Source organism: Lentzea nigeriaca, from assembly GCF_016907955.1.
Classification (GTDB): Bacteria; Actinomycetota; Actinomycetes; order Mycobacteriales; family Pseudonocardiaceae; genus Lentzea; species Lentzea nigeriaca.
This window is the reverse complement of record NZ_JAFBCX010000004.1, coordinates 166,473-189,397: the sequence shown is the minus strand read 5'-3', so window position 1 is coordinate 189,397 and position 22,925 is coordinate 166,473. Positions and strand designations below refer to the sequence as shown.

At 68.9% G+C, this 22,925-nt stretch carries 18 protein-coding genes; 5 read left to right on the top strand and 13 right to left on the bottom strand.

All coding sequences use genetic code 11. The features are described 5' to 3' along the window. Window positions 1-72 precede the first annotated feature (72 nt). Together JOD27_RS15340 and JOD27_RS15335 are read right to left on the bottom strand one after the other, a co-directional pair. Complete coding sequence (locus tag JOD27_RS15340) at window positions 73-567, bottom strand: GNAT family N-acetyltransferase (RefSeq protein WP_204762922.1); 495 nt, start codon at window positions 565-567, stop codon at window positions 73-75. Beyond that, entirely contained in the window at window positions 564-1,661 is a 1,098-nt protein-coding gene (locus tag JOD27_RS15335) for an LLM class flavin-dependent oxidoreductase (protein ID WP_204762921.1), read from the bottom strand. Before JOD27_RS15335 ends, JOD27_RS15340 begins: the two co-directional genes overlap by 4 nt. A gap of 197 nt (window positions 1,662-1,858) precedes the next feature. On the opposite strand from JOD27_RS15335, the gene JOD27_RS15330 reads away from it, so the two are divergent. Next, complete coding sequence (locus JOD27_RS15330; RefSeq protein WP_204762920.1) at window positions 1,859-3,550, top strand: FAD/NAD(P)-binding protein; 1,692 nt, start codon at window positions 1,859-1,861, stop codon at window positions 3,548-3,550. Here JOD27_RS15330 and JOD27_RS15325 read toward each other — a convergent pair. The 4 genes from JOD27_RS15325 to JOD27_RS15310 form a co-directional block, all read right to left on the bottom strand. Beyond that, window positions 3,539-4,006, bottom strand: a complete 468-nt coding sequence (locus tag JOD27_RS15325; RefSeq protein WP_204762919.1) for a flavin reductase family protein — start codon at window positions 4,004-4,006, stop codon at window positions 3,539-3,541. The genes JOD27_RS15330 and JOD27_RS15325 overlap by 12 nt on opposite strands. Continuing rightward, the gene (locus JOD27_RS15320) at window positions 4,003-4,482 is read right to left on the bottom strand and encodes an NADPH-dependent FMN reductase (RefSeq protein ID WP_204762918.1); all 480 of its coding nucleotides are present in this window, start codon (window positions 4,480-4,482) and stop codon (window positions 4,003-4,005) included. The genes JOD27_RS15325 and JOD27_RS15320 overlap by 4 nt, the downstream gene beginning before the upstream one ends. A gap of 55 nt (window positions 4,483-4,537) precedes the next feature. Continuing rightward, window positions 4,538-5,341: a S1 family peptidase gene (locus JOD27_RS15315; RefSeq protein WP_204762917.1), complete on the bottom strand. Its 804-nt coding sequence runs from the start codon at window positions 5,339-5,341 to the stop codon at window positions 4,538-4,540. 78 nt (window positions 5,342-5,419) lie between these two features. After that, window positions 5,420-7,075, bottom strand: a complete 1,656-nt coding sequence (locus JOD27_RS15310) for an FAD-binding dehydrogenase (RefSeq protein WP_204762916.1) — start codon at window positions 7,073-7,075, stop codon at window positions 5,420-5,422. 73 nt (window positions 7,076-7,148) lie between these two features. Here JOD27_RS15310 and JOD27_RS15305 point away from each other — a divergent pair, with 73 nt between their 5' ends. Both JOD27_RS15305 and JOD27_RS15300 read left to right on the top strand, forming a co-directional pair. After that, window positions 7,149-7,568 (top strand): cupin domain-containing protein, encoded by a 420-nt coding sequence (locus tag JOD27_RS15305; protein ID WP_204762915.1) that lies wholly within the window; start codon window positions 7,149-7,151, stop codon window positions 7,566-7,568. Between the two features lie 255 nt (window positions 7,569-7,823). Next, entirely contained in the window at window positions 7,824-8,279 is a 456-nt protein-coding gene (locus JOD27_RS15300; protein ID WP_204762914.1) for a DUF6098 family protein, read from the top strand. Here JOD27_RS15300 and JOD27_RS15295 read toward each other — a convergent pair. Beyond that, complete coding sequence (locus tag JOD27_RS15295) at window positions 8,263-8,952, bottom strand: hypothetical protein (protein WP_204762913.1); 690 nt, start codon at window positions 8,950-8,952, stop codon at window positions 8,263-8,265. The genes JOD27_RS15300 and JOD27_RS15295 overlap by 17 nt on opposite strands. Before the next feature lie 281 nt (window positions 8,953-9,233). Between JOD27_RS15295 and JOD27_RS15290 the strand changes: the two genes are divergently transcribed. Both JOD27_RS15290 and JOD27_RS15285 read left to right on the top strand, forming a co-directional pair. Then, the gene (locus tag JOD27_RS15290) at window positions 9,234-10,184 is read left to right on the top strand and encodes a hypothetical protein (protein WP_204762912.1); all 951 of its coding nucleotides are present in this window, start codon (window positions 9,234-9,236) and stop codon (window positions 10,182-10,184) included. 252 nt (window positions 10,185-10,436) lie between these two features. Further along, the gene (locus JOD27_RS15285) at window positions 10,437-13,676 is read left to right on the top strand and encodes a S8 family serine peptidase (RefSeq protein WP_372441697.1); all 3,240 of its coding nucleotides are present in this window, start codon (window positions 10,437-10,439) and stop codon (window positions 13,674-13,676) included. Window positions 13,677-13,729: 53 nt separating this feature from the next. Here JOD27_RS15285 and JOD27_RS15280 read toward each other — a convergent pair whose 3' ends face one another. The 6 genes from JOD27_RS15280 to JOD27_RS15255 form a co-directional block, all read right to left on the bottom strand. Beyond that, on the bottom strand, window positions 13,730-14,005 hold the full coding sequence (locus JOD27_RS15280; protein WP_204762911.1) for a hypothetical protein: 276 nt from the start codon (window positions 14,003-14,005) through the stop codon (window positions 13,730-13,732). A gap of 100 nt (window positions 14,006-14,105) precedes the next feature. Beyond that, window positions 14,106-15,452, bottom strand: coding sequence for an MFS transporter (locus tag JOD27_RS15275; RefSeq protein ID WP_204762910.1), 1,347 nt, complete (start codon window positions 15,450-15,452; stop codon window positions 14,106-14,108). A gap of 129 nt (window positions 15,453-15,581) precedes the next feature. Then, window positions 15,582-16,772: a M48 family metalloprotease gene (locus JOD27_RS15270; RefSeq protein WP_204762909.1), complete on the bottom strand. Its 1,191-nt coding sequence runs from the start codon at window positions 16,770-16,772 to the stop codon at window positions 15,582-15,584. A 37-nt stretch (window positions 16,773-16,809) separates the two neighbouring features. Further along, complete coding sequence (locus tag JOD27_RS15265) at window positions 16,810-17,889, bottom strand: mechanosensitive ion channel family protein (RefSeq protein ID WP_307830139.1); 1,080 nt, start codon at window positions 17,887-17,889, stop codon at window positions 16,810-16,812. Window positions 17,890-17,955: 66 nt separating this feature from the next. Continuing rightward, window positions 17,956-19,152, bottom strand: a complete 1,197-nt coding sequence (locus JOD27_RS15260) for a M1 family metallopeptidase (protein WP_204762908.1) — start codon at window positions 19,150-19,152, stop codon at window positions 17,956-17,958. Then, window positions 19,149-22,886, bottom strand: coding sequence for a Pls/PosA family non-ribosomal peptide synthetase (locus tag JOD27_RS15255; RefSeq protein ID WP_204762907.1), 3,738 nt, complete (start codon window positions 22,884-22,886; stop codon window positions 19,149-19,151). Before JOD27_RS15255 ends, JOD27_RS15260 begins: the two co-directional genes overlap by 4 nt. Window positions 22,887-22,925: the final 39 nt, after the last annotated feature.

Genomic DNA, 22,925 nt, shown 5'->3' with positions numbered 1-22,925 from the left:
GCTTACGGATCACACTTCGCCTGTCCAACCGAACCTGATTTCCCGGCTCCAATCATGGCTTTGCCGATGAATTCACTCGTTTGAACTAGTGTCGCGGCACTGGCGAATCACCTTCTCGAAGGCCAGCGGGCCTATTGTCAGTGGGTCCGCGTCGACGTCGAACAGCGGCGTGTATCCGGTCGCCAGGTACAGACCTTTAGCCTCGGGCTGCCGCGGCCCGGTCGTCAGGTAGATCCGGCGGTAGCCGAACGCCAGCGCCTCCTTCTCCAGTTCCTCCAGCACCTTGCGCGCCAGTCCGCGTCTGCGGTGCTGCGAGTGCGTCCAGATCCGCTTCAGCTCGGCGGTCTCGGCGTCGAAACGTTTGAACGCTCCACCGGCGACCGCCTCGCCGGCTTCCAGGAGCAGCAGGAACTGTCCGTGCGGCGGCTCGAACACGTCCGCCGGACGTTGCATCTCCTGCGCGCCACTCGGTCCGTAGCGGGAGGTGTACTCGTACGTCAGCTCGGCGACCAACGGCGCCGCGTCCGGATCTGACTGCCGGACGCGGCGCACTTCCAGTGTGGTCATGCGGCCTTGGCCCGGTCCCGCTTCGCGACTTCCTCGCGCACCAGCGGAATCACGTACCTGCCGAAGTCGATCGCGTCGTCGAGCAGGTCGTAGCCGCGTGCCGAGAGAATGTCCACGCCGAGGTCGTAGTAGTCCAGCAACGCCTGCGCCACGGTCTCCGGGGTGCCGACCAGCGCGTTGGAGTTGCCGGCGCCGCCCGTTGCCTTCGCGGTGGGAGTCCACAGTGCACGGTCGAACCGCTCGCCGCGTTCCGCCACGGCCAGAAGCCGTTGTGAGCCGGTGTTCTCCGGGTTCGTGAGTGAATGGCGGCGGCTCAACGGGCCGTTCGCCTTGCGCGCCTCGATCCGGTCGAGCGTCCGGTAGGCCTTCTCCCAGGCCAGTTCCTCGGTCGGCGCGATGATCGGCCGGAACGCCACCTGGATCTTCGGCACGTCGGTGCGGCCCGCGTTCTTCGCCGCCTGCTTGACGGACTCGATCTGCTGGGCGGTTTCCGCGAGCGGTTCGCCCCACAGGCAGAAGATGTCCGCTTCCGCGCCGCCCGCCTCGTAGGCCGCGGGGGAGGAGCCGCCGAACGACACGTTGGGCCGCGGCTGCTGGACCGGGAACACGTCGCTCACGAAGTCCTTGAAGTGGTAGTGCTCGCCGTCGTGGTCGAACGCCTCCCTGCGCAGCCACGCCTTCTTGACGATCTGGATGTACTCGCGCGTGCGGCTGTAGCGCTGGTCCTTGGTCAGGTAGTCGCCTTCGCGCTGCTGCTCGTGGTCGGTGCCGCCGGTGATGAAGTGCACCGTCAGCCTGCCGTCGCTGATCTGGTCGAGCGTCGCGAACGTCTTGGCCGCGAACGTCGGGTACGACACGTTCGGCCGGTGCGCGAGCAGGATCTGCAGCTTGTCGAGCTTCGCCGCCAGGTAGGCCGCGGCGGAGGCGGGCTCGGGGGAGCCGGACCCGTACGCGAAGAGCACGCGGTCCCAGCCGTGCTCCTCGTGCGCACGGGCGAGCCTGATCGTGTAGTCCTTGTCGAACGAACCGCCGGAGCGCGGCGTCGTCTCCGAGCCGTTGTTCGTGGCGGCGATCCCGAGAAACTCAACTGGCATGGCGGATTCCCCAGAGCCGAAGGTGAAAAATTCAGGGATTGCGTTGAGGGAGACGCCATGCGAGTCCAGCACCGGACGATCAGTGCTCGCAACGGTGTCCACAGAGCGGGATTTGCTTGCACACGCGGGGTACCGTGGTGATGTTCGCGTTGAGGGGCGCGGCTCGTTTCTCGTTTCCCCTCAACGGAAAGACGCGCATGCGCACACTCGTCGTCATAGGTGGCGGCCCTCGTGCCGCCGGCCTGCTGGAACGCATCGCAGCCCAGTCGCCGTCGCTGGAGCTGGCCGTGCACGTCGTCGACCCCTATCCGCCGGGCGCGGGCCGGGTGTGGCGGCACGCGCAGTCTCCGTTGCTGCGCATGAACTCCATGGCCGAGGACGTCACGGTCTTCACGGATTCGAGCTTCGACGGCGCAGGTCCGGTTCGTCCCGGCCCGACGCTGGCGGAGTGGGGTGACGTCGAGCCGACGTCGTTCCCGTCACGTCAGGTGCAGAGCAAGTATCTGGCGTGGTTCTTCGACCACGTAAGAGAATCTCTGCCTCCGAACATCTCGGTGACCGTGCATCAGGCCCGTGCCTTGAAGGTCGTCGGCAACTGGGTGTGGCTCGACAGCGGAGAGTCGCTGCGGGCCGAGGTGCTGGTGCTCGCTCTGGGCCACCTCGACGCCGAACCGGAGCCCGAACACCGGAAGCTGGCCGACCACGCGTCGGAGCACGGCCTGGTCTACGTGCCACCGCTGTACTCGGCCGACGCCGATCTGTCGGAGGTCACGGGAGACGTCGTGCTGCGTGGCTTCGGGCTCGCGTTCATCGATCTCATGGTGCTGCTGACCGAGGGGCGTGGCGGCAGGTTCGTGCGTTCCGGTCAACTGGAATACCTCCCGTCCGGTGCCGAGCCGACGATCTACGTGGGCTCGCGGCGCGGCGTTCCGTACCACTCGAAGACCGGCTATCGGTTGCAGGGAACCCGTCCGGCGTTGCCGAACTTCTTCGTCGCGGACGCCCTGCGCGGCAGGGAGCTGGACTTCCGGGGCGACGTGTGGCCGTTGATGGCCAAGGAAATAGCGTGGGGGCACTACCACGAGCTCTTCACCGGGCATCCCGGCCTGGTGCGGATGCCGTTCACCGAGTTCGCCGTGAGCTTCGCGGCGTTGCCGTGGTACAGCGCGGAGATGCGGGAGCTGGAGGAGCTCGCGGTGCCCGACCCGGCCGACCGCGTCGACTTCGAACGCCTCGACCGTCCGCTGGCCGGCCTGACCTTCGCGTCCGGTGAGGAGTTCCAGGAGTACCTGCGTGCCTACGTCGAGGCGGACGTGGCCCGCCGCTCGGATCCTCGCCACAGCGCTGATCTGGGCGCGTTCCTGGCCCTGCTGTCGGTCTACGGCCAGATGTCGCAGGTGATGCCGTACGACAGTTGGTGGCACGGTTACTTCAGCTACCTGGCCTCCGGTCCGCCACCGGACCGGCTGGAGGAGCTGCTCGCGTTGTCACGCGCGGGAATCGTGCGGTTCGTCGGTGCCGACATGTGGGTGGAGGCGGTGGACGGCGCGTTCGTGGCGGGCAGCCCGACCACGCCGGAGGTGGTGCGCGCCAACGGGTTGATCGAGGCACGGCTGCCCACGCACTCGTTGTCACGCACGGCAGACCCGGTGCTGCGGTCGTTGCGCGCGGTCGGCGACGTCTCCGAGGACGACGCGGGGCTGGTGCGGGTGACCGCGGAGGGTCGCCTGATCAACGAACGCGGCGAGGTCGACCCGGTGCGGTTCGCCGTAGGCCCTTACACCACGGGAAAAGCGTACGCGGCGTTCGCGCGGCCGAACACGAACGCCCCGGCGTTCCGGCAGAACGACCGCCTCGCGCTGGAGATCCTGCGGACGTTAGGCGACTGACGTGTAGCGCCCCTGGTGCCGCACGAGCGGCGTGGCGATGTCGGAGTGCGTGATGTCGAGCGGCTCACCGACCAGCGCGATGTGATCGCCCACCACGATCCTGCGCGCGGTGCGGCACCTCAGCCGCACCGGCGCGTCCAGGAGCACGGGCACGCCGTCGTCATCCGGCTGCCAGCGGGTCTCGGGGCCGAACCGGTCGACGCCCTTGGTCGCGAACAGGTCCGCGAGCGGTGTCTGCGCGGCGTCCAGCAGGTGCACGGCGAACAGCGGCGCGGTCCGCAGCACCGGCCACACCGAAGCGCCCTCGCCGATCCACACGACGACGAGAGGCGGCTCGAACGAGGCCGAGGTGAAGGACGACACCGTGGTGCCGACCGGCCCGTCCGGCCCGGCGGCGGTCACGATCGTGACGGCCTGGGCGTGGTGCCGCAACGCGTTGCGCAGTTGTTCCTTCATCGCAGCACCTTCAGCGTGTCGAGGTCGAAGTCCGTGACGTCGGCGGGAAGCGCCGCCTCGTTGAGGAACAGGGCTTGCGGCACCAGCGCACCCAGCTCGGCCAGCACCGGCCGCAGGTGCACCTCGACGGCCAGCGCGTGCTTGTCCGACGCGGCGATCTGGAGCGGCACGACGACCTTGCCGCGCAACCACCCCGACGGCGCCTGGTCCAGCACGGCCTTCAGCAGCCCGGTGTACGCGGCCTTGTACGTCGGCGTCGCCACCACCAGCACGTCCGCCTGGCCCAGCGTCTCCAGCGCCGCCTTGATCGTGTCCGGGTCCGTGAACACGGCGGGTGCGAGCTCCGCAGCCTCCACCACCGGGCCCTCGACGGGCACGCCGAACGTCGAGGCGAGCGCCTCGCGCAGGGCCAGGGCCGCCTGCAGAGTGCGTGAGGCGGGCCGCGGGTTGCCGACCAGAACACCGATCTGCGTCATGCCTCCAGCACAGCCGCAAGCCGGGGGACCGTCAACCCGCGTCCACCACGCGAGATCAGTGCGAAATCTCCTTGGCGACCCACGAGTTGATGGCATCGACTCGCGCGTAGATCGCCGGGTGGTTCGGCCTGGCGCAGCCGACACCCTTCGACACCAGGCCGATCAGCTTGCCGCCCGCGATGAACGGACCACCGGAGTCGCCGTTGCAGGCGTCGATCCCGCCCTCCTGGTGGCCACCGCACAGCATCGACCGGTTCTCGTAGAAGTCGTTGCCCTCGTCGTCCTTGCCCCAGAAGACGCGGCAGGTCTCGTCCTCCAGGATGGGAATGGAGGCCTTCATCAGGTAGCCGTTGGTGCTGCCGCCCTCCTTGACCGCACACCAGCCCATCACGGTGGCGGACTTGCCCGGTGCGTACAGGTGGCGGTCGGCGGCACCGGCCATCCTGATCGGCTTCTGCTTCAGCGGGCGGTCGATGGTCAGGACCGCGGAGTCGAAGGAGATGCCGTCGTACTTCGGGTTGATGACGATCTTCGTGAGCGTCGCGACGACACCCTCGCCGGTGCTGTGGACGTTCTCCCGCCCCGCCACCACCACGCGTTTGGTCAACGGGATCGGCTTCGGTCCCGTCACGCCCTCGTCGACGCAGTGCGCGGCGGTGAGGATCTTGTCCGGTGCGACCACGACGCCGGTGCACCGGGGATCACGCGTGTCGGTTGCCGGCGCCAGGTACACCGCGAACGGGTTGTCCTTTATCGACGCCCGTGTGCCGCCGACGACCTGAGCGGACGGATCCGCCACGGCCGTGCCCGCCATAGTGAGCACGACCAGCGCAGCCGCGATTCCACCTCGTAACAGCATTTCGCCGTTCCTTCCGCAGGGAACTTCATTACGCGGCAAGGAACGGCGAGTGCTTCGTCTCAGTTCGACCTGTGCAACTTAAGAAACCGCGTCGGCCGCCGAACGCCCGGCCACGCGGCCGGAGAACAGGCAACCACCGAGGAAGGTTCCTTCCAGCGCACGGTATCCGTGCACGCCGCCACCACCGAACCCGGCGGCCTCACCGGCGGCGTACAGGCCGGGCAACACCTCGCCGGAGGTGTCGAGCACCCGCGACGACAGGTCGGTGTGCAGGCCGCCCAACGTCTTGCGGGTGATCACCGACAGCCGGACGGCGATCAGCGGACCCGCCTTCGGGTCGAGCAGGCGGTGCGGCTCGACGACGCGGATCAGCTTGTCCGTCAGGAAGTGGCGGGCCGCGCGGATCGCGTTGACCTGCATGTCCTTGCTGAGGCCGGCGGTCACCTGGCGGTCGCGCTCGATGATCGTCTTCTCCAGCGCGGCGGCGTCGATGCGGCTGTCGCCGGTCAGCGCGTTCATGCCGCGCGCCAGGTCCGCGACCGTCCCGGCCTGGATGAACTCCTTCGACTTCTGGGCGAACGCCTCCACCGGCGCGACCGCGCCCGGCAGCGCGCGCTTCAGCACCGCGCGCGTGTCCTTGCCCGTGAGGTCCGGGTTCTGCTCGGAGCCCGACAACGCGAACTCCTTGCCGATGATCCTCTTGTTGAGCACGAACCACGAGTGCTCGTCACCGCGCGAGGTGATGTGCTGCAACGCTCCCAGCGCGTCGAAGCCGGGGAACAGCGGGATCGGCAACCGGTTGCCGTCCGCGTCGAGCCACAGCGGCGACGGGCCGGGCAGGATGCGGATGCCGTGCCTGCTCCACACCGGCGCGTAGTTCGCGATGCCCTCGGGGTAGTGCCACATGCGGTCCGCGTTGATGATCGAGGCGCCGGCCTTCTGCGCCACCTCCATCATGTGCCCGTCCACGAAGTCCGGCACACCGGCCAGCATGAACTTGGGCGGCGTGCCCATCCGTTCCGGCCAGTTGCGCCGCACCAGGTCGTGGTTGCCGCCGATGCCGCCGGACGTGACGATCACGGCCTGGGCGTTGAGGGAGAACTCCCCGGTGACCGTCCGCGAGCTCGGTTCGGCGCGGCTGACCGACGACGGTTCCAGCACCTCGCCGGACACGCCGTCGCACACGCCGTTGGTGACGCTGAGACCGGTGACCCGGTGCCGGAACTTCAGCGTGACGAGCCCCTTCGCCACACCCTCGCGCACCCGGCGCTCGAACGGCTCGACGATGCCGGGCCCGGTGCCCCAGGTGACGTGGAACCGCGGCACCGTGTTGCCGTGCCCGTCGGCCAGGTAGCCGCCGCGCTCGGCCCACTGCACGAACGGGAACCAGCGCACCCCCATGTTGTGGAGCCAGGAGCGCTTCTCCCCGGAGGCGAAGTCCACATAGGCCTGCGCCCACAGCCGGGGCCAGTGGTCGCTCTCCCTGTCGAACGCCGCCGAGCCCATCCAGTCCTGCAACGCCAGGTCGTGCGAGTCTTTGACCCGAAGCCTGCGCTGCTCGGGAGTGTCGACCATGAACAACCCGCCGAACGACCACCAGGCCTGGCCGCCGAGCGACGCTTCCGGCTCCTGGTCGAGGAGGATGACCTTGCGGCCCGCGTCCGCGAGCTCTGCGGTCGCGACGAGACCTGCGAGGCCCGCGCCGACGACGATGACATCCGCGTCATGTGCCATCGGCCGAGCATAGATCCACCGCTGGTCACGCACGAGACCTGAATCAAGTTCACTTTTCTGGGGAGGAAGACCCTTGACGTTCCGACCAGCCTCTGAGGTGGGTTTCAGCACCAAGACCACCCGGTTCGTGGCGCCGGGATCGGTGACGAACGGCGAGTTCGGCCTGTTCGAGTGGCGGATGGAGGCCCGTCAGCCCGGCGCCCGCCCGCACTTCCACAAGACGTTCTCGGAGTCGTTCTACGTGCTGGAGGGTGAGATCTCGCTGTTCGACGGCGACGAGTGGATCAAGGGCGGGGAGGGCGACTTCCTGTACGTGCCGCCGAACCGGCCCCACGCGTTCCGCAACGACAGCGACGCGCCCGTCCGGATGCTGATCCTGTTCTCGCCCGGCATCGCGCGCGAGAAGTTCTTCCTGGAGGTCGGGGAGGCCAAGGGGCTGCCGCCGGAGGAGCTGGAGGCCTTCTACGCGCGGCACGACCAGTACAACCTCTGAGCGGGTGCCGTCGACCGCCACTACCGGTGAGGGGGGTTTCCGGTGTGCCGGTCGACGGCGGGTTGACCGCGGCGCGAGCACACATCGCCTGCGGAAGGACTTTTCCAGCCTGGGGGTGCCGGATCGTCCTGGCGCGGGCTCGAGCGCCTGCGGCCAACCACATTGTTGAACGTACAACCGGAGCGTGGTGTTCCGGTCGGCTTTCACTGTGACCAGGCTCAATTCCTTCAGGTTGTCTTCAGGTTCGGCCGGGGTATGTCACCAGATGTGACGGAAGAGCTGCCCACGATCACAAATCTCTCCGACCTCGTCGGCCTTCTGGGTGACGACGTCTATATCCGCTGGTCGAAGGGCCCGGACGCGGACGCCGCCTCGACCTCGCGCGACTCCCTGACCGGCGTCGACCTGCCAGGGCTGTCCGCGAGCCCGCTGCGCGTCGAACCGTGGTGGGAGGACCGCTCGCTCGAGCTGTGGGTGGCCCGCCGCCTGTTCGACTACCGCCACCTGCGCGAGCTGCGCGGCCCGGACGTCCGCGCCTGGGTGCTCCGCGGCGAGGAGGTGGGCCGCGGCCCGGACAACGAGCCCCTGGTCCGTTGCCGCCAGCCGCTGGCCTGGGTGGCCGACTCCGCGCTCAGCGAGTGCGAGGACATGGTCAACGCCCAGCACTCCGACGAGTGGGGCTCGCTCGACCGCTCTAGCTCAGATCGGTGAGCCTGCGCTCAGCGGCCTTGCGAGCCTTCTCCGCCGCCGCCGTGATCCGCTTGGCGTCCTCCAGCCGTTCCGCGGCCCGGTCGAACGCCCGCTGCGCCGCCAGCTGATCCGCCTGCGCCTCCCCGAGGGCCTGCTCGGCCTCGTCCAACGCCTGCTGCGCCTCTGCCCGCTTCCGATCCTGCCGCTCCCGCCGCTTGCGGGCCAGCGCGTCCTCGCCGTCGGTGCTCGCAGGCTCCGGCAGTGGCGTTGCGAAACCGAACCCGGAGTACTCCAGCGCCTTCGTGAGGTGCCCCGTCCGCACCTGCTCTGCGGACTCAGGATCGGACATCGCCGCAGTGAGGGTGTTCCGCACCTGCGTGACGGCATCGTCGGCGAGCGGGCCCGTCAGCTCCAGCGTGCGGTAGACCAGCGTCTCCAGCAGCTCCTTGCGCTTGCGTCCGAGCTCCCGCATGGTCAGCTGCGCCGTGGAGAGGCCCAGAGCCTCCTCCAGCCCCTTCGGAGCGTCCCTCACCAGGCGGTTGACCGCCCAGGCGCCCACGGTCGGCTTGCGCAGGTCGGCGATGGCCTTCGCGAGGTCCTTGTCGCCTGCCTGCTTGGCCGCGGCGTTGCGGGCCGCGGTGAACTCCTTCGGGGGCAGCCCGTAGAGCTCGTCGGCGACCAGCTTGAGGTCCATGGGCGCAAGGTAGCGCCTGATCAGCGATCAGTCCTGCTGAATGGACTCAAGCAGTGCCCGAGCCGGCGCCGTGGCACGGTGCTCCTCCCCGAGCACCTCCTTGGCCGTCGTGTGAGTCCCCGCGAAGCAGTACCGATGCCTCTTCTCGTTCTCCGGACGAGATGAGGGCGGTGCCGAGCACGTTGGCGGCTGTCTCCGACTGACGGCAGATAGGGCTTGATCGAATCGAGTGACACCACGTTGTCGAACACCAGCAAGGCCCGCCCAGGCCGCGTCTGCAGGTGGTCGCGCACCCGTGCTGCTGTGACTTCGGCGCTGTTCTCCGGGCGATACAGCGAAAGCCGATCAGCCGGCTCGACGATCCCGGCCTTGATCTGCTCGTCCGTCTCTCCGCCGGTCCACGCCACCAGCCAGCCGTCCCGCACGCGCTGCCGTGCATACGCTGCGGCGACCTGCGTCATCCCGACTCCGCGCTGTCCTGTGACCACGACGCAGACCGAGTCGCTCAACAACGCGAGGGCGGCCGGCGTTTGGAAGTCGGGCGGCTCGTGCGGGAGCAATCCGGTGACCACCTGGTCAGTGGGCACGACAGCAGGTCGCGGAACGATGCCCGCACCGGCATTCCGTCGCCGTCCTGGTTTCGCACCGAGCAATGCTATGCGCCCGAATCGGGTAAACAGGATGGGGAGATGCACACCAGGTGGAGATGGGTCCTCTTCGGGCTCGGCACCGCCGTCGCCGTCGCAGGCCCGGTGGCGATGCTCGACGGCCCTTGGTACGCGATCGTGTTCGGCGGCCTGTGGCTCGTCATGGGTGGTGCCGTCGCGTGGCGTGGCTTCGCCATGGGCACGCGGCTCACCGACGAGGGCATCGTGTCGACCGACCTCGAAGGTCGCACGGTGATCCCGTGGTGCAGCATTGCCGCGATCGAACCCGTGCGGCGGCGCAACCTGATCTTCTTCCACACGATCGCGCCCGTGGTGCGGTTGAGGCACCGCACGGAAACGCTCACCGAGCTGAGTTTGCTCTCGATCAAAAAGGACTCCGTGCCGGAACGGACCGCGAGTCAGATCAAGGAACTCCAGCGGGCGTTGACCGCGCACCGTCACAACTGCCCGGCGTGCGGGGCGCAGCCTAAGGCGCTCGCGACCGGTCAGGGGATCGTCGGGCGCCTGCGGTCGAGATTGCGGTCGCTATTGCTGGGAAATAGCGATCACTCCATCGTCCGTTGACGGGATCCTGTTACACGGCAATGTCATTCACCGTTGACGCAGGCCTTGACATTCCCCTCCATCAGCCCTTGACTGGAGGGCAACTGCTCGTTCCACGGCAAAAGCGAAACGCGCGGCACTAATACGGTGCGCGGACAAGCCGCTGAACAGTCCAATGTGGAAACACAGAATCCGCCGGGCAGACGATTGTCCCTCGCGAGGCGAAGAGATGTGCTTCTGAGCACTCTTTACCCCACGAAGGGCATTTGCGCCGTGAGAAACTGGAGACGCCGCACCGGCACGGTCTTGCTGACCGCGGTGCTGGGCACTGCCGGGCTCGGCTTCGCCGCCACCCCCGCCATCGCGCAGAACGCAGCGCAGCAGGACAAGCCGGCCGCCGACAAGCAGCTGGACAAGAAGGACCGCGAGCTCGTCGACCAGGCCGCCCGCGAGGGCAAGCCGACCGTCGACCTGCTGGTCGCCGCCGAGAACGGCAAGACCGACGCCGCGGTCAGCGAACTGAAGGCGCTCGGCGCCACGGTCCAGAAGACCGAGAAGGACGTCGACTACGTCAAGGTCACCATTCCGCGCGACAACGCGGAGAAGGCGGCCAAGCTGAAGTCCGTCAGCACCGTGGACGTCGACGGCCTCATCGCGCTCGACGACCCGCGTCCGCAGGGCATGGAGCAGCCGGCCCCGCAGACGCCGCCGGGCCCGAAGACGCCGCGCACCAACCCCTACATGCCGACGCAGGACACGCAGGCGGCGCAGTTCGCCACCGCGCACCCGCAGTGGGACGGCCGTGGCACCACGATCGCCGTGATCGACTCCGGCATCGACCTGGACACCCCGGCCCTGCAGAAGACCAGCACCGGTGAGCGGAAGATCATCGACTGGTACAACGCGAACGCCACGAACTCCGGCGACGGCACCTGGGTCACCATGACCAAGACCGGCGTCGTCGGCAAGTTCACCAACGGTGGCCGTGAGTGGACCGCGCCGGCGACCGGCGGCCCCTACTCGTTCGGCCTCTTCCGCGAGACCGCGGGCGACCTGGGCACTGCCGCGTCGGAGACCGGCGGTGACATCAACCGCGACGGCGACCGCACCGACGCGTTCGGTGTCATCCAGGACATCACGACGAAGGAAGTTTTCGTCGACACCGACGGTGACGGCGACTTCACCAACAACAAGCGGATGCTCGACTACAAGGTCAAGCAGGACGTCGGCTACTTCGGTACCGACAACCCCGCGACCCCGGTGGTCGACCGCGTCGCGTTCGTCGTGCAGACCGACCGCTCGATCTACGACAACGCGGGCACGCCGTACGTGAACCTGGGCATCGCGGGCGCCGCGCACGGCACGCACGTCGCCGGCATCACCTCGGCCTACAAGCTGTTCGACGGCAAGATGGCCGGTGCCGCGCCCGGTGCGAAGCTGATGGCCGTCAAGGCCTGCCTCTCCACGCCGTCCTGCACCAGCTCGGGCCTGATCGACGGTGTCCTCTACGCCGCGCGCAACGGCGCCGACGTCGTGAACATCTCCATCGGCGGCCTCCCCGCCCTCAACGACGGCAACAACGCTCGTGCGGAGCTCTACAACCGCACGATCAACGAGTACAACGTCCAGCTGTTCATCTCCGCGGGCAACTCGGGTGCGGGCGCCAACACCGTCGGTGACCCGTCGGTCGCCACGGACGCCGTGAGCGTCGGTTCGTACATCACCAGCGCGACCTGGCTCTCCAACTACGGCTCGAAGACCGCGCAGAAGCAGAGCCTGCACGGCTTCTCGTCGCGCGGCCCTGCCGAGGACGGCGGTTTCAAGCCGAACATCGTCGCTCCGGGTTCGGCGATCTCCACCACGCCGCGCTGGCAGCAGCCCGGCCCGGTGGCCGGCACCTACGAGCTCCCGGCCGGCTACGCGATGTTCAACGGCACCTCGATGGCTGCCCCGCAGGCGACCGGTGCCGCCGCGCTGCTCGTGAGCGCGTTCAAGGCCGAGCACGACGGCCAGCGCCCGACGAGCGCCGAGCTGCGGTACGCGATCCAGCGCAGCGCCAGCTTCGTGAGCACCCTGGGCGCCTACGAGCAGGGCGCCGGTCTGTTCAACACCAACGCCGCGTGGTCGTTGCTGGACAAGCACGGCGTACCGAACAAGGTCACCACCTCGGTTCCGGTCAGCACCGTCCTCAGTGGACTGCTGGCCAAGCCGAACACCGGTGTCGGCATCCACGACCGTGAAGGCGTGACCGCGGGCCAGGAGTACATCCGCACCTACACGCTGACCCGCACCACCGGTCACGACCACCTGGAGACGTGGAACGTTTCCTGGAAGGGCAACGACGGCACGTTCAAGGCGGCCAAGACGGTCGACCTGCCGCTGAACACGCCGGTCCAGTTCCCGGTGAAGATCAAGGCGACGAGCGCGGGCGCGCACAGCGCCGTCCTGCAGCTGGACGACGTCGAGACCCCCGGTGTCGACGTGCAGACCCTGAACACCGTGTTCGCGGCGGAGACCTTCAACGCCGCCAACAAGTTCTCGGCCACCAAGTCCGGCACGATCGCGCGCAACCAGTCGACCAGCCTCTTCGTGAACGTGCCGAAGGGCACGACCGCGCTGAAGGTCGACATGAACGCCGGCGGCGCCGAGGCCGGCAAGGGCCAGGTCCGCTTCCTGCGCTTCACCCCGCAGGGCGTGCCGCTCGACGTGACCAGCTCGACCAACTGCTACAACCCGGACGCGGGCGCCGGTTGTTCCGGTGGCACCCCCACCAGCCGCACGGTGACCAGCCCGATGGCCGGTGTGTGGGAGATCGTGGTCGAGGCGCGCCGCACCTCCGACGCCGACCTGGCGCCGTACTCGGTGACCGCGTCCGTGCTCGGCACGTCGATCAGCCCGAACCCGGACGTCATCGCGTCCGCGGCGCTGGGCGCCCCGCTGAACCGCAGCTACACGGTCACGAACACGCAGGCCGCGTTCAACGGCCGGCTCGTGGCGGGCTCGGTCGGCAGCGCCAAGTCGGACCGGCCGTCGATCGCGAACCTGGAGACCAAGTTCTTCGACATCCAGGTTCCCGCTGGTGCCTCGAAGCTGACGGCCACCATCGGCAACACGTCCGACGCGAGTGCCGACCTCGACCTGTTCGTGCTGAACTGCACGTCCGGCACGTGCGTCACCGCGGGTACGTCGGCGGACGGTGACTCCGAGGAGTCCGTCACCGTCAACGCTCCCGCCGCGGGTCTGTGGCGCGTTCAGATCGACGGCTACTCGGTGCCCGCGGGCACCACGGCGTACGACTACTTCGACGTCTACACCGCCGCCGGTCTCGGCACGCTGACCGTGACCGACAGCAACGCCGACCGCGCCGCCGGTGCGTCGTGGAACGCGGCGGGCGTCATCACGCCGCTCGGCCAGCCCGGTGCCGGCCGCGTGCTGCGCGGTGAGCTCGAGGTCCGCACGGCGGACGAGAACGTCGTCGGCAACGGCGCCGTGATCGTGCAGTCCGTCAGCTAGCTGATAAACGATGAAGGGAACCTTTCTCCACCTCACGTGGAGGAAGGTTCCCTTCATGGTTCTGGAAGCCTGTTGTTCAGGGGCTCGTCCAAGTCTACTTTGGACACACCGGAGATGAGGTACGCGTCCTCCACCTTGTCCACCGGCATCTCGGCCCGCAGGTAACCGATTCTGGAATCCCGCGACTCGACGGTCGCGCCCAGCTTCGTCAGTGCCTGCTCGACCTCCTCGTCGCGTCCCGGCTGCACGGAGATCATCAGTGGCACGGTGAGGTGGCCGTCGCGCTTCGCCTGCTCGATCCGGTTCTTGTCCGGTTTTGCTGAGGACACGGTCGGCACCTCCGCCAACGGCACGGCTGGGGAACCGTTCGCACCACAGCTTCCGAGAGCCAGCGCGCAAAACGCGACGGCGAGCGGTCTTCTCATGAGCCTAGGACGGAGCGGGCTCCGCGAGCGGTTGCATCTTCGTTTCCGGCGCCGCGATCATCATCACGACCACCCCGCCGACCACCACGACACCGATCGTCGCGAACGTCAGCGGCAGCCCCAGCCGCGGCCACAGGAACGCCCCGAGCAGCACCGGCACGAACCCGGCCCCGATCCGGCTGATCGTCGACGCCCACCCGAACCCGCTGGCCCGCAGATGCGTCGGGTAGAGCTCGGGCGCGAACGCGTACAGCGCGGGAATCGCGATCTGGATCAGCGTCCCGTAGAGCGTGATCCAGGCCTTCGCGGCCGTGTCGACGTTGATCTGCACCGCGAACATGACCAGGGCCGCCGACGCGAGTGGCGCGGTGACCGCGATGACCCACTTGCGTCCGAACACGTCCACGAGCCAAGCGCTGATCAGCGCCGCCACGACGCCCACCGCCACCGTTCCCGTCGTGACCATGAACGCCGCGTAGGTGCCGTAGCCCTGCGCCTTGAGGATGCTCGGCAGCCACGTGACGGCGCCGTAGTACAGCAGGAACACGGCGAGGAACATCAGCCACATCGCTCCGGTGCGCCGCAGGTCGAACCGCCAGATGTCCTTGAGCTGCGCGAACATCACCTTCGGCGAGAGTTTCTGCACCTGCTGCGGGTCAGGCAGCCGCCACTCCTCCCGCGGCGCGCCGGTTCTGGCGATCAGACCGTCGATGACCTGCCTGGCTTCCTCCGGCCTGCCCTTGGCCACGAGGAACATCGGCGACTCCGGCACCCCTCTGCGGATCCAGAACAGCAGCAGCGCGGGCAGCACCATCGTGAGCATCAGGAACCGCCAGCTGCCCAGACCGGCGAGGAAGGCCGCCGTGAGCCCGCACAACGTGGCTCCCAGCGGCCAGAACCCGTCCATCGCCGCCAGCACCCGCCCGCGCACCCTGGCGGGCGTGAACTCGCCGACCAGCGCGAAGTCGACCGGGATGCACCCGCCGAGCCCCACCCCGGCGAGGAACCGGAACACGCAGAACGTCACGAAGTCCTGCGACGCGGCCCCGGCCACCGTGAAGATCGAGAACATCAGGATCGTCAGGCTGAACGCCTTCTTGCGCCCGATGGTGTCCGCGATCGCACCCCACGCGAACGCCCCGACGGCCATCCCGATCAGGTTGGCCGTGCCGACCCACCCGCGTTCGCCGAGACTCAGCCCCCACTCGGCGCTGACCAGCGGGATCAGGAACGCGTTGAGGGTGACGTCCCACGCGTCGAACAGGAACCCGAGCCCGCCGATGACGAAGATCGTGCCTTGCGCGCGCCAACGCCACGGCAGGTTCTGGACGACCTGATCCCCGGTTCTCATGACCTCAGTGTGGTGGAAACCTCGCGGATCGTCGCGGCCAGAAGTTCCGGATTCGACCGGTGCGCGACGTGACCTTCCCCGGCGAGCGTGACCGGCACCCGCACCTTCGGCGGCCAGTAGCGGTAGTTGTCAGTCCAGCAACCTCTGGTGCGCGAGCCGGTACCAGCGGGCGAGCTCGCCATCGATCCGCGCCGACTCCTGCTCGCTCAGCACGAACGCGGGCGCCTGCTGCGGCCAGGCCTCCACGATCCGTGCCCGCAGCCCCGAGGGTGGATGGCTGTCCCACAGGGTCGACTCACGCAATGTGAGCTGCCGATACGCGCCGATCTGCTCCTGCCGTGCGGCGTGGAAGTCGGCGACCAGTGCCGGCCAGTCAGCGGGGCCTTTGGTGTTCGCGCGGTAGGCGAGGAGGCGGATGATCTGTGACCCCAGTGCCAACCTGTCCATCAGGCTGGCGGTCGCTGCTGACCCGGCGACGTCCACCGCCACCCCGTCCGCGAGGTACTCGGCCCGCTGGTGGTCGCGGAACGCCAGCACCGACAGCGCCACCTGCACGACCAGGAACACCTGGCCGATCACGAACATCAGGAACCGCAACGGCACCATGCTCTTCCCGCCGAAGACGACCTCCCGAATGTTCTCGTACGCCCCGAACATGTTCGCCAGCGTGCCGAACGTCGTCAGCGCCGGCTGAACGAGCAGCAGCCGCGCCGGATCACCGTTGACCTGGTGCCCGAGCTCGTGCGCGAGCAGGGCGACGCGCTGCTGCGGGCTGAGGGTCGCGAACAGGAAGGTGCCGATGTCCAGCCCTGTCGTGCGCCGGAACCCCGCCCGGTAGGTGGAGGCGTTGTACTCCGAGCTGATCGTGACGATCTCCGGCACCGGCGTGCCTGCCGCCGCGGCGACCCGGTCGATCAGGCCGAACAGCGTCGGTGCCTGTTCTCGGCGAAGGCGGTAGTTCTTGCCCGGCAGCCGCCCGAGCCTCGGCCGCAGCAGGAAGGCGAGCACCAGCAGCAGCGATCCGACCAGCCACGACCCGGTCGCCAGCAGCCAGGCACCCCACCCGAGAAGTCCGAACGGCACCAGGCCGAGCAGCACGGACACGATCACCAGCGCCACACCGAGCGGCGTGCGGGGCGGCTTGGTCGGCCGTTGCCGCAAGAACTCGGTGAAGAGCGCGCGATCCCACCGCGTCGCCAGCCTGCTCGCCGGGCCGAACAGGTTCCACTCGCATGCTGCGCACCACGGGGCGTCGTCGCCTGCCCTGGACAGCTCTTGTCCGCACTCCGGGCAGGTCAGGCGGGTTCTGGCGATCTCCACGCGCGGGATCGTAGGTCACCACGTGGGCAGCGCGACGCTACTTGGGGCCCGCAAACGCTTGCTCCCGCTGCGCCCCGTCGAGGCTCTCGCCGAACACCCGCGCGTCGGTGTGCTGGTCGCTGGTCGGCTGCAGCCGTTTCGTCCCGGTGACCGCCCGCGTCCTGACCTGCGGCAACGCTCCGTTGTGGTGCCGCTGCACCCAGTCGACCAGGTGTTCCCTGACGAGGCACCGCAGGTCCCAGAGCTTGCCGGCATCGGCCGCGCTGACCAGCGCCCGCAGCCGCACGAACCCCTGCGTGGCGGCCGTCACCTGCAGCACCGATACCCGGCCGTCCCAGAGATCGTTGCCCTCCAACATGGACCGCATCTCCTGGCGCATCGCCTCGACCGGCACCGTCCAGTCCAGATCGAGCTCGACGGTGCCCAGCAACGCCGACTGCGTGCGCGTCCAGTTCTCGAAGGGAGTCTTGAGGAAGTACGAGGTCGGCAGCACCAGCCGCCGGTCGTCCCACAGGTGCAGCACCACGTACGTCAGCGTGATGTCCTCGACCCGTCCCCACTCACCTTCAACCACCACAACGTCATCCAGCCGCACCGCGTCGCTGAACGCGATCTGCATCCCGGAAATCACGTTGCCCAGCAACGACTGCGCCGCCAACGCAGCCACAGCACCGATGACGGCCGCCGACGCCAGCACCGTCGACCCGATCGCCCGCGCGCTCGGGAACGTCATCAGGATGGCGCCCACGGCCAGCACACCGATGACCACCAGCACCAACCGCCGCACCAGCGTGATCTGCGTGTGCACGCGCCGGGCGTGCCGGTTGTCCGTGACGTCGGTGCGCACCCGCGCCAGCGAAACGTCCACGAGCGTGCTGATGAGCGCCGAGAGCAACCACGCCCCCGCCAGGATCAACGCTATTCCCAGTACGTGCAGGGTGATCGGCGCGTTGACCGGGTACACGCTCAGGCTCGTCTGGGCTGCCAGCAGGGCTCCGAACACCTGGCCCGGCCGGTACATCCTGCCGCTGTGGGTGAAGCGTCGGACCAGCCGGTGAATCACCTCGACCGCCAGCAACGCGAACACCACCGAACAGCCGAGTACCACATACAGCACGTCTTCTTCCTCCTCCCGTTCGAGGCCGGGTACCCGGCGTCTGGGGAGGGGAACACGCGATTGTGACTAGGCTGGCAGTCCCGGTTCGAACAGCCAGCGCGTGAGCAGGTCGCGATGTCCGGCCAGCACGAGGAAGTCCTCAGTGGTCACCACACCGTGCCGGTTCCGCGCACACCACTCCCGCAGCAACGCGAAGAACGAGTCGTCGCCCATCGCGCGACGCAAAGCGTGCAACGTCAACGCTCCGCGCTTGTAGACCCGGTCGTCGAACCAGTCAGCCCGACCGGGCCGCCCGATCACCAGATCCTGCGGCAACCGCGACAACAGATCGCGAGCCGCGGCAGCACAGGCATCCGCGGTCCGCCCACCGGACGCCTCCGACCACAACCACTCCGAGTAGCAGGCGAAGCCCTCGTTGAGCCAGATGTGCTCCCACGAGGCGATCCCGACGGAGTTCCCGAACCACTGGTGCGCCAGCTCGTGCGCCACCAACCGTTCCGAGCCCCGCCGCCCGTCGACGTGGTTGGCCCCGAACGTCGACAACCCTTGAGCCTCAACGGGAACGTCGAGCTCGTCGTCGGTGACCACCACGGAGTACCGAGCGAACGGATACGGCCCGAACAGCGACGAGAACAGCTCGATCATCTGGTTCTGCCGCGCGAAGTCGTGCGCGACGAGCCGGCGCAGCCGGGCCGGTGCCCACACGTCGGGCAGCGCTTCGACGTACTGTCCGATTTGGACGGTCGCGAGGTAGGTAGCCATCGGGGCCGCCATCGAGTAGGTCCACCGCGTGGTGCTGCCGGAGACCTTGCCGTCGACGAGAACCCCGTTGCAGACGACCACATACGGCGAGGGCGCGGTGACGTCCAGCAGGTAGGAGGCCTTGGACGAAGGCTCGTCCAGGCACGGGAACCACGACGGCGCACCGATCGGCTGCGAGGCCACCAGGGAGCCGTCCGTGAGCTGGTCCCAGCCGAGGTCGCCCCACTCCGGCGTGGACACCGGCACCGGCGTGCCGGAGTAGCGGACCTCGACCGAGAACGAGCCGCGCACGGCCGCACGCACGCGCAGGACGCCCGCCGAGTGCACATACCGCGCGGGCTTGCCGTTCACCAGGACCTTCGACACGCGCAGCGGCCCGAAGGACAACTCGATGGACGACAACGACGTGCAGGAAGCCTGCAGCACCGCACGTCCGGAGAGACGTGCGGAGTGCGGCTTGTAGTCAAGCTCTAAGGCGTAGTGGTGTACCGAGAAGCTCATGTCCACGCGGAGATCGGGTTGCCCAGCCAACGGGTTCCCGACGGTACATCCTCTCCGCGCATCACGAGCGAGGCGGGTCCGATCGTGGTGTCGGCACCGACGGAAGCGCCGGGCAGGACGATGCCGTGCGGGCCCAGAGTGGCGCCGGAACCCAGTGAAACGCGGTCCATGCGCAGGATCCGGTCGTGGAACAGGTGCGTTTGGACCACGCAGCCGCGGTTGACCGACGCACCGGTTCCCAGTGTCACCAGGTCGGCCTCGGGCAGCCAATACGACTCGCACCACACACCGCGGCCGACCGAGGCGCCCAAGGAGCGCAGCCACCAGTTCATGATCGGTGTGCCACCGGAGAAGCCGATCAGCCACGGCACGGCGAGCACCTCGACGAACGTGTCCGCCAGCTCGTTGCGCCACACGAACGCCGACCACAACGGGTACTCGCGCACCCGGAAGCGGCCCACGAGCGCCCACTTCGCGATGGCGGCCACCAGGCAGGCCGCGACGCCGGCGCCCAGCAGCACGACGCCGGACCACCACAGCCCGAACTCCTTCAGGGCGAAGAGCACGAGCACGACCAGGGTGACGTTCAGCATCACCGGGACGAACCGGCACAGCTCGACCAGAGCGCGCGCCCACATCAGGTGCGCGGGCGGGTCGAACGTGCGGGACTGGTCGGACACCTCGGCGGCACGCGGCAGCTTCATCGGAGGCATGCCCAGGTAGGAAGAACCCGCCTTGGCACGCTTCGGAGCCGCCGACAGCACTCCGACGAGGCCGCCCTTCGGCACGGTGCGGCCGGGTGCGGTCATGCCCGAGTTGCCCAGGAACGCGCGTTTGCCCACGCGGGCCGTAGCGATGCGCAACCAGCCGCCACCGAGCTCGTAGGAGGCGACCATCGTGTCGTCGGCCAGGAAAGCGCCGTCGCCCACGCGGGTCATGCGCGGCAGAGCGACCACAGTGGACGCTTCGACGCGGCGGCCCACCTTCATGCCCAGCAGGCGCAGCCACACCGGCGTGAACAGCGAGGCGTACAGCGGGAACAGGGCCGAGCGGGCGTTGTTCATCAGGCGCTCGGTGGTCCAGGCCTGCCAGGCCACGCGGCTGTGCACGGGGTAGTGGCCCTCGCGCATGCCGATGCCCAGCAGTCGCACGAAGAACAGCACCAGCAACGCGTAGGAGCCGAACCAGATCGCGGAGGCGACCGGGACGTCCCACAGCGCCGACGTCAGCGACACCGGCCGGCGCAGCACGTACAGCACGGCGGGAGCGCCGGCCAGCAACGGCAGCGCGCCCAGCAGGCCGGACGACACGCCGTACATGAAGCTCCAGAAGTGCGAGCGCGAAGGACGGCGGGACGGGAACGAACGCGCCGCCTTGCCCTCGCGGATCGCGGGTACGCCGGCCCAGCGCTGGCCGGTCGGCACGGATCCGACGACACCGGAGCCCGGAGCGACCTCGGCGCGCTTGCCGATGCGGGCACCGGGGAACAGCGTGCTGCGGGCGCCGACCGTGGCGCCCGCCCCGATGCGGATGCGGCCCAGCACCAGGCGGTCGCCGTCCAGCCACCAGCCGGAGAGGTCCACCTCGGGCTCGATCGCGGCACCTCGGCCCACCTTCAGCATGCCGGTGACCGGGGGCAGCGAGTGCAGGTCGACGCCGGGGCCGATCTTCGCGCCCAACGCCCGCGCGTAGTGCGTCACCCACGAGCCGGAAAGCTCGGTGGCGCGCGACATCTGCGCCAGCATCTCGGCGGTCCACAGTCGCATGTGGACGGACCCGCCGCGCGGGTGCTCGCCCGGCTTCACGCCGCGCAGCAGCAGCCGTGCGCCACCGGCGGAGATCGCGAGCCTGCCCAGCGGCGAGATGAACACCGCCCACCCGGCGACGACCCACCACCAGGAGACTGAAGTCCAGCCCAGCACGTTCGACAGGGCCGTCAGCGCGACGACCCACCGCGCGCCGGAGATGGTCAGCAGCGGGATCATCAGCAACGTCTGCAGAACACCCGTCCAGCGCGGCGTCGGGGCGACCTCGCGCACCTCCGCCGTCGAGCCGTACGACTCCAGGCGGCGCGCGAGCTTGTGCAGCGTCGTGTTCTGGTAGATGTCCGAGACGGACGTGCTCGGGTAGCGCGTGCGCACGAGCGAGACGAGCTGCGCCGCGGACAGCGAGCTGCCGCCGGACGCGAAGAAGTCGGCGTCCTCGGAGGCCGGGCCCGAACCCAGCACGGCCGCCCACTGCTCGGCCAGCCAGCCTTCGAGGCCGGAGAACACGGCACCCGCGGTGTCGAGCGACTCCAGTGGCCACGGCAGGGCAGCCCTGTCGACCTTGCCGGACGTGCGCGTCGGCAGCGTGTCGACCACGGCGATCAACGGCACCAGTGCGGCGGGGAGTTCGGCCCGCAGCTGCTCGACGGCCGCTGCCTGTTCGAACTCACCGTCGACCACGACGTAGCCGACGAGGATCTGGTTGCCGCCACGCGTGGTGCGCACGGCGGCAGCGGCACCCGCGACACCGGGCAGCGCCAGCAAAGCCGCGTCGACCTCGCCCAGCTCGATGCGCCGCCCGCCGAGCTTGATCTGCTCGTCCGCGCGGCCGAGGAAGACGAGGCCTTCCGGCTCGGCGCGGACCATGTCGCCGCTGCGGTACGCGCGGTCCCAGCCCACGGAGGGCAGCGGCGCGTACTTCTCGGTGTCCTTCGCGAGATCGAGGTAGCGCGCCAGGCCGACGCCGCCGATCACGAGCTCGCCCGCCTCGCCCATCGGCACGACCTCACCGGACGCGTCGACGACGACGAGTTCCCAGCCGTCCAACGGCAGTCCGATGCGCACGGGACCGGAGCCGGTCATCCGCGCGGCGCAGGCGACGACCGTCGCTTCCGTCGGGCCGTAGGTGTTCCAGACCTCGCGACCGTCGACGGCGAGGCGCTCGGCCAGCTCCGGCGGGCACGCTTCGCCGCCGAAGATCAGCAGCCGGACGTCGTCCAGTGCCTCGACCGGCCAGAGCGCGGCGAGCGTCGGGACCGTGGAGACGATCGTGATCTCCTGCTCGACCAGCCACGGGCCGAGGTCCATGCCGGTGCGCACCAGCGACCGCGGCGCGGGCACCAGGCAGGCGCCGTGACGCCACGCGAGCCACATCTCCTCGCAGGAGGCGTCGAACGCGACGGAAAGTCCCGCCAGCACGCGATCTTCGGGGCCGATCGGCTCGTCCTGCAGGAACAGGCGCGCCTCGGCGTCCACGAAAGCAGCAGCCGAACGGTGCGTCACGGCGACGCCCTTGGGCTTGCCGGTGGAGCCGGACGTGAAGATGATCCAGGCGTCGTTGTCGAGACCAGGCTCACCCGGCATGCCGAGCGGAGTGCCGTGCAGCACCAGGGATCGGCCTTCGCCGAGCACGGCGGACACGCCCGCTTCGCCGAACACGAGCTCCGCTCGCTCGTCCGGGTCCTCGAAGTCGACGGGCACGTAGGCCGCGCCAGCCGCGAGGGTCGCCAGGATCGAGACGTAGAGGTCGACGGTTCCGGACGGCACGCGAATGCCGACCCGGTCGCCGACCCCGACGCCTTCGGCGGCGAGCTTTTCCTTCAGTTCCAGTACTTCCGAGATGAGCGCGCGGTACGTGAGCGCGGTGGTGCCGTCGTCGACGGCCGGCGCGTCCGGGTGCTGTTCGGCACTCGTGCGCAGGATGTCCAGGAGCGTGCGCGGGGTGGGCGCCTCGCCTGCCGTGAACATCGATCGAAGAACAACGGGTTCGGCCGCAATGGTCACGAC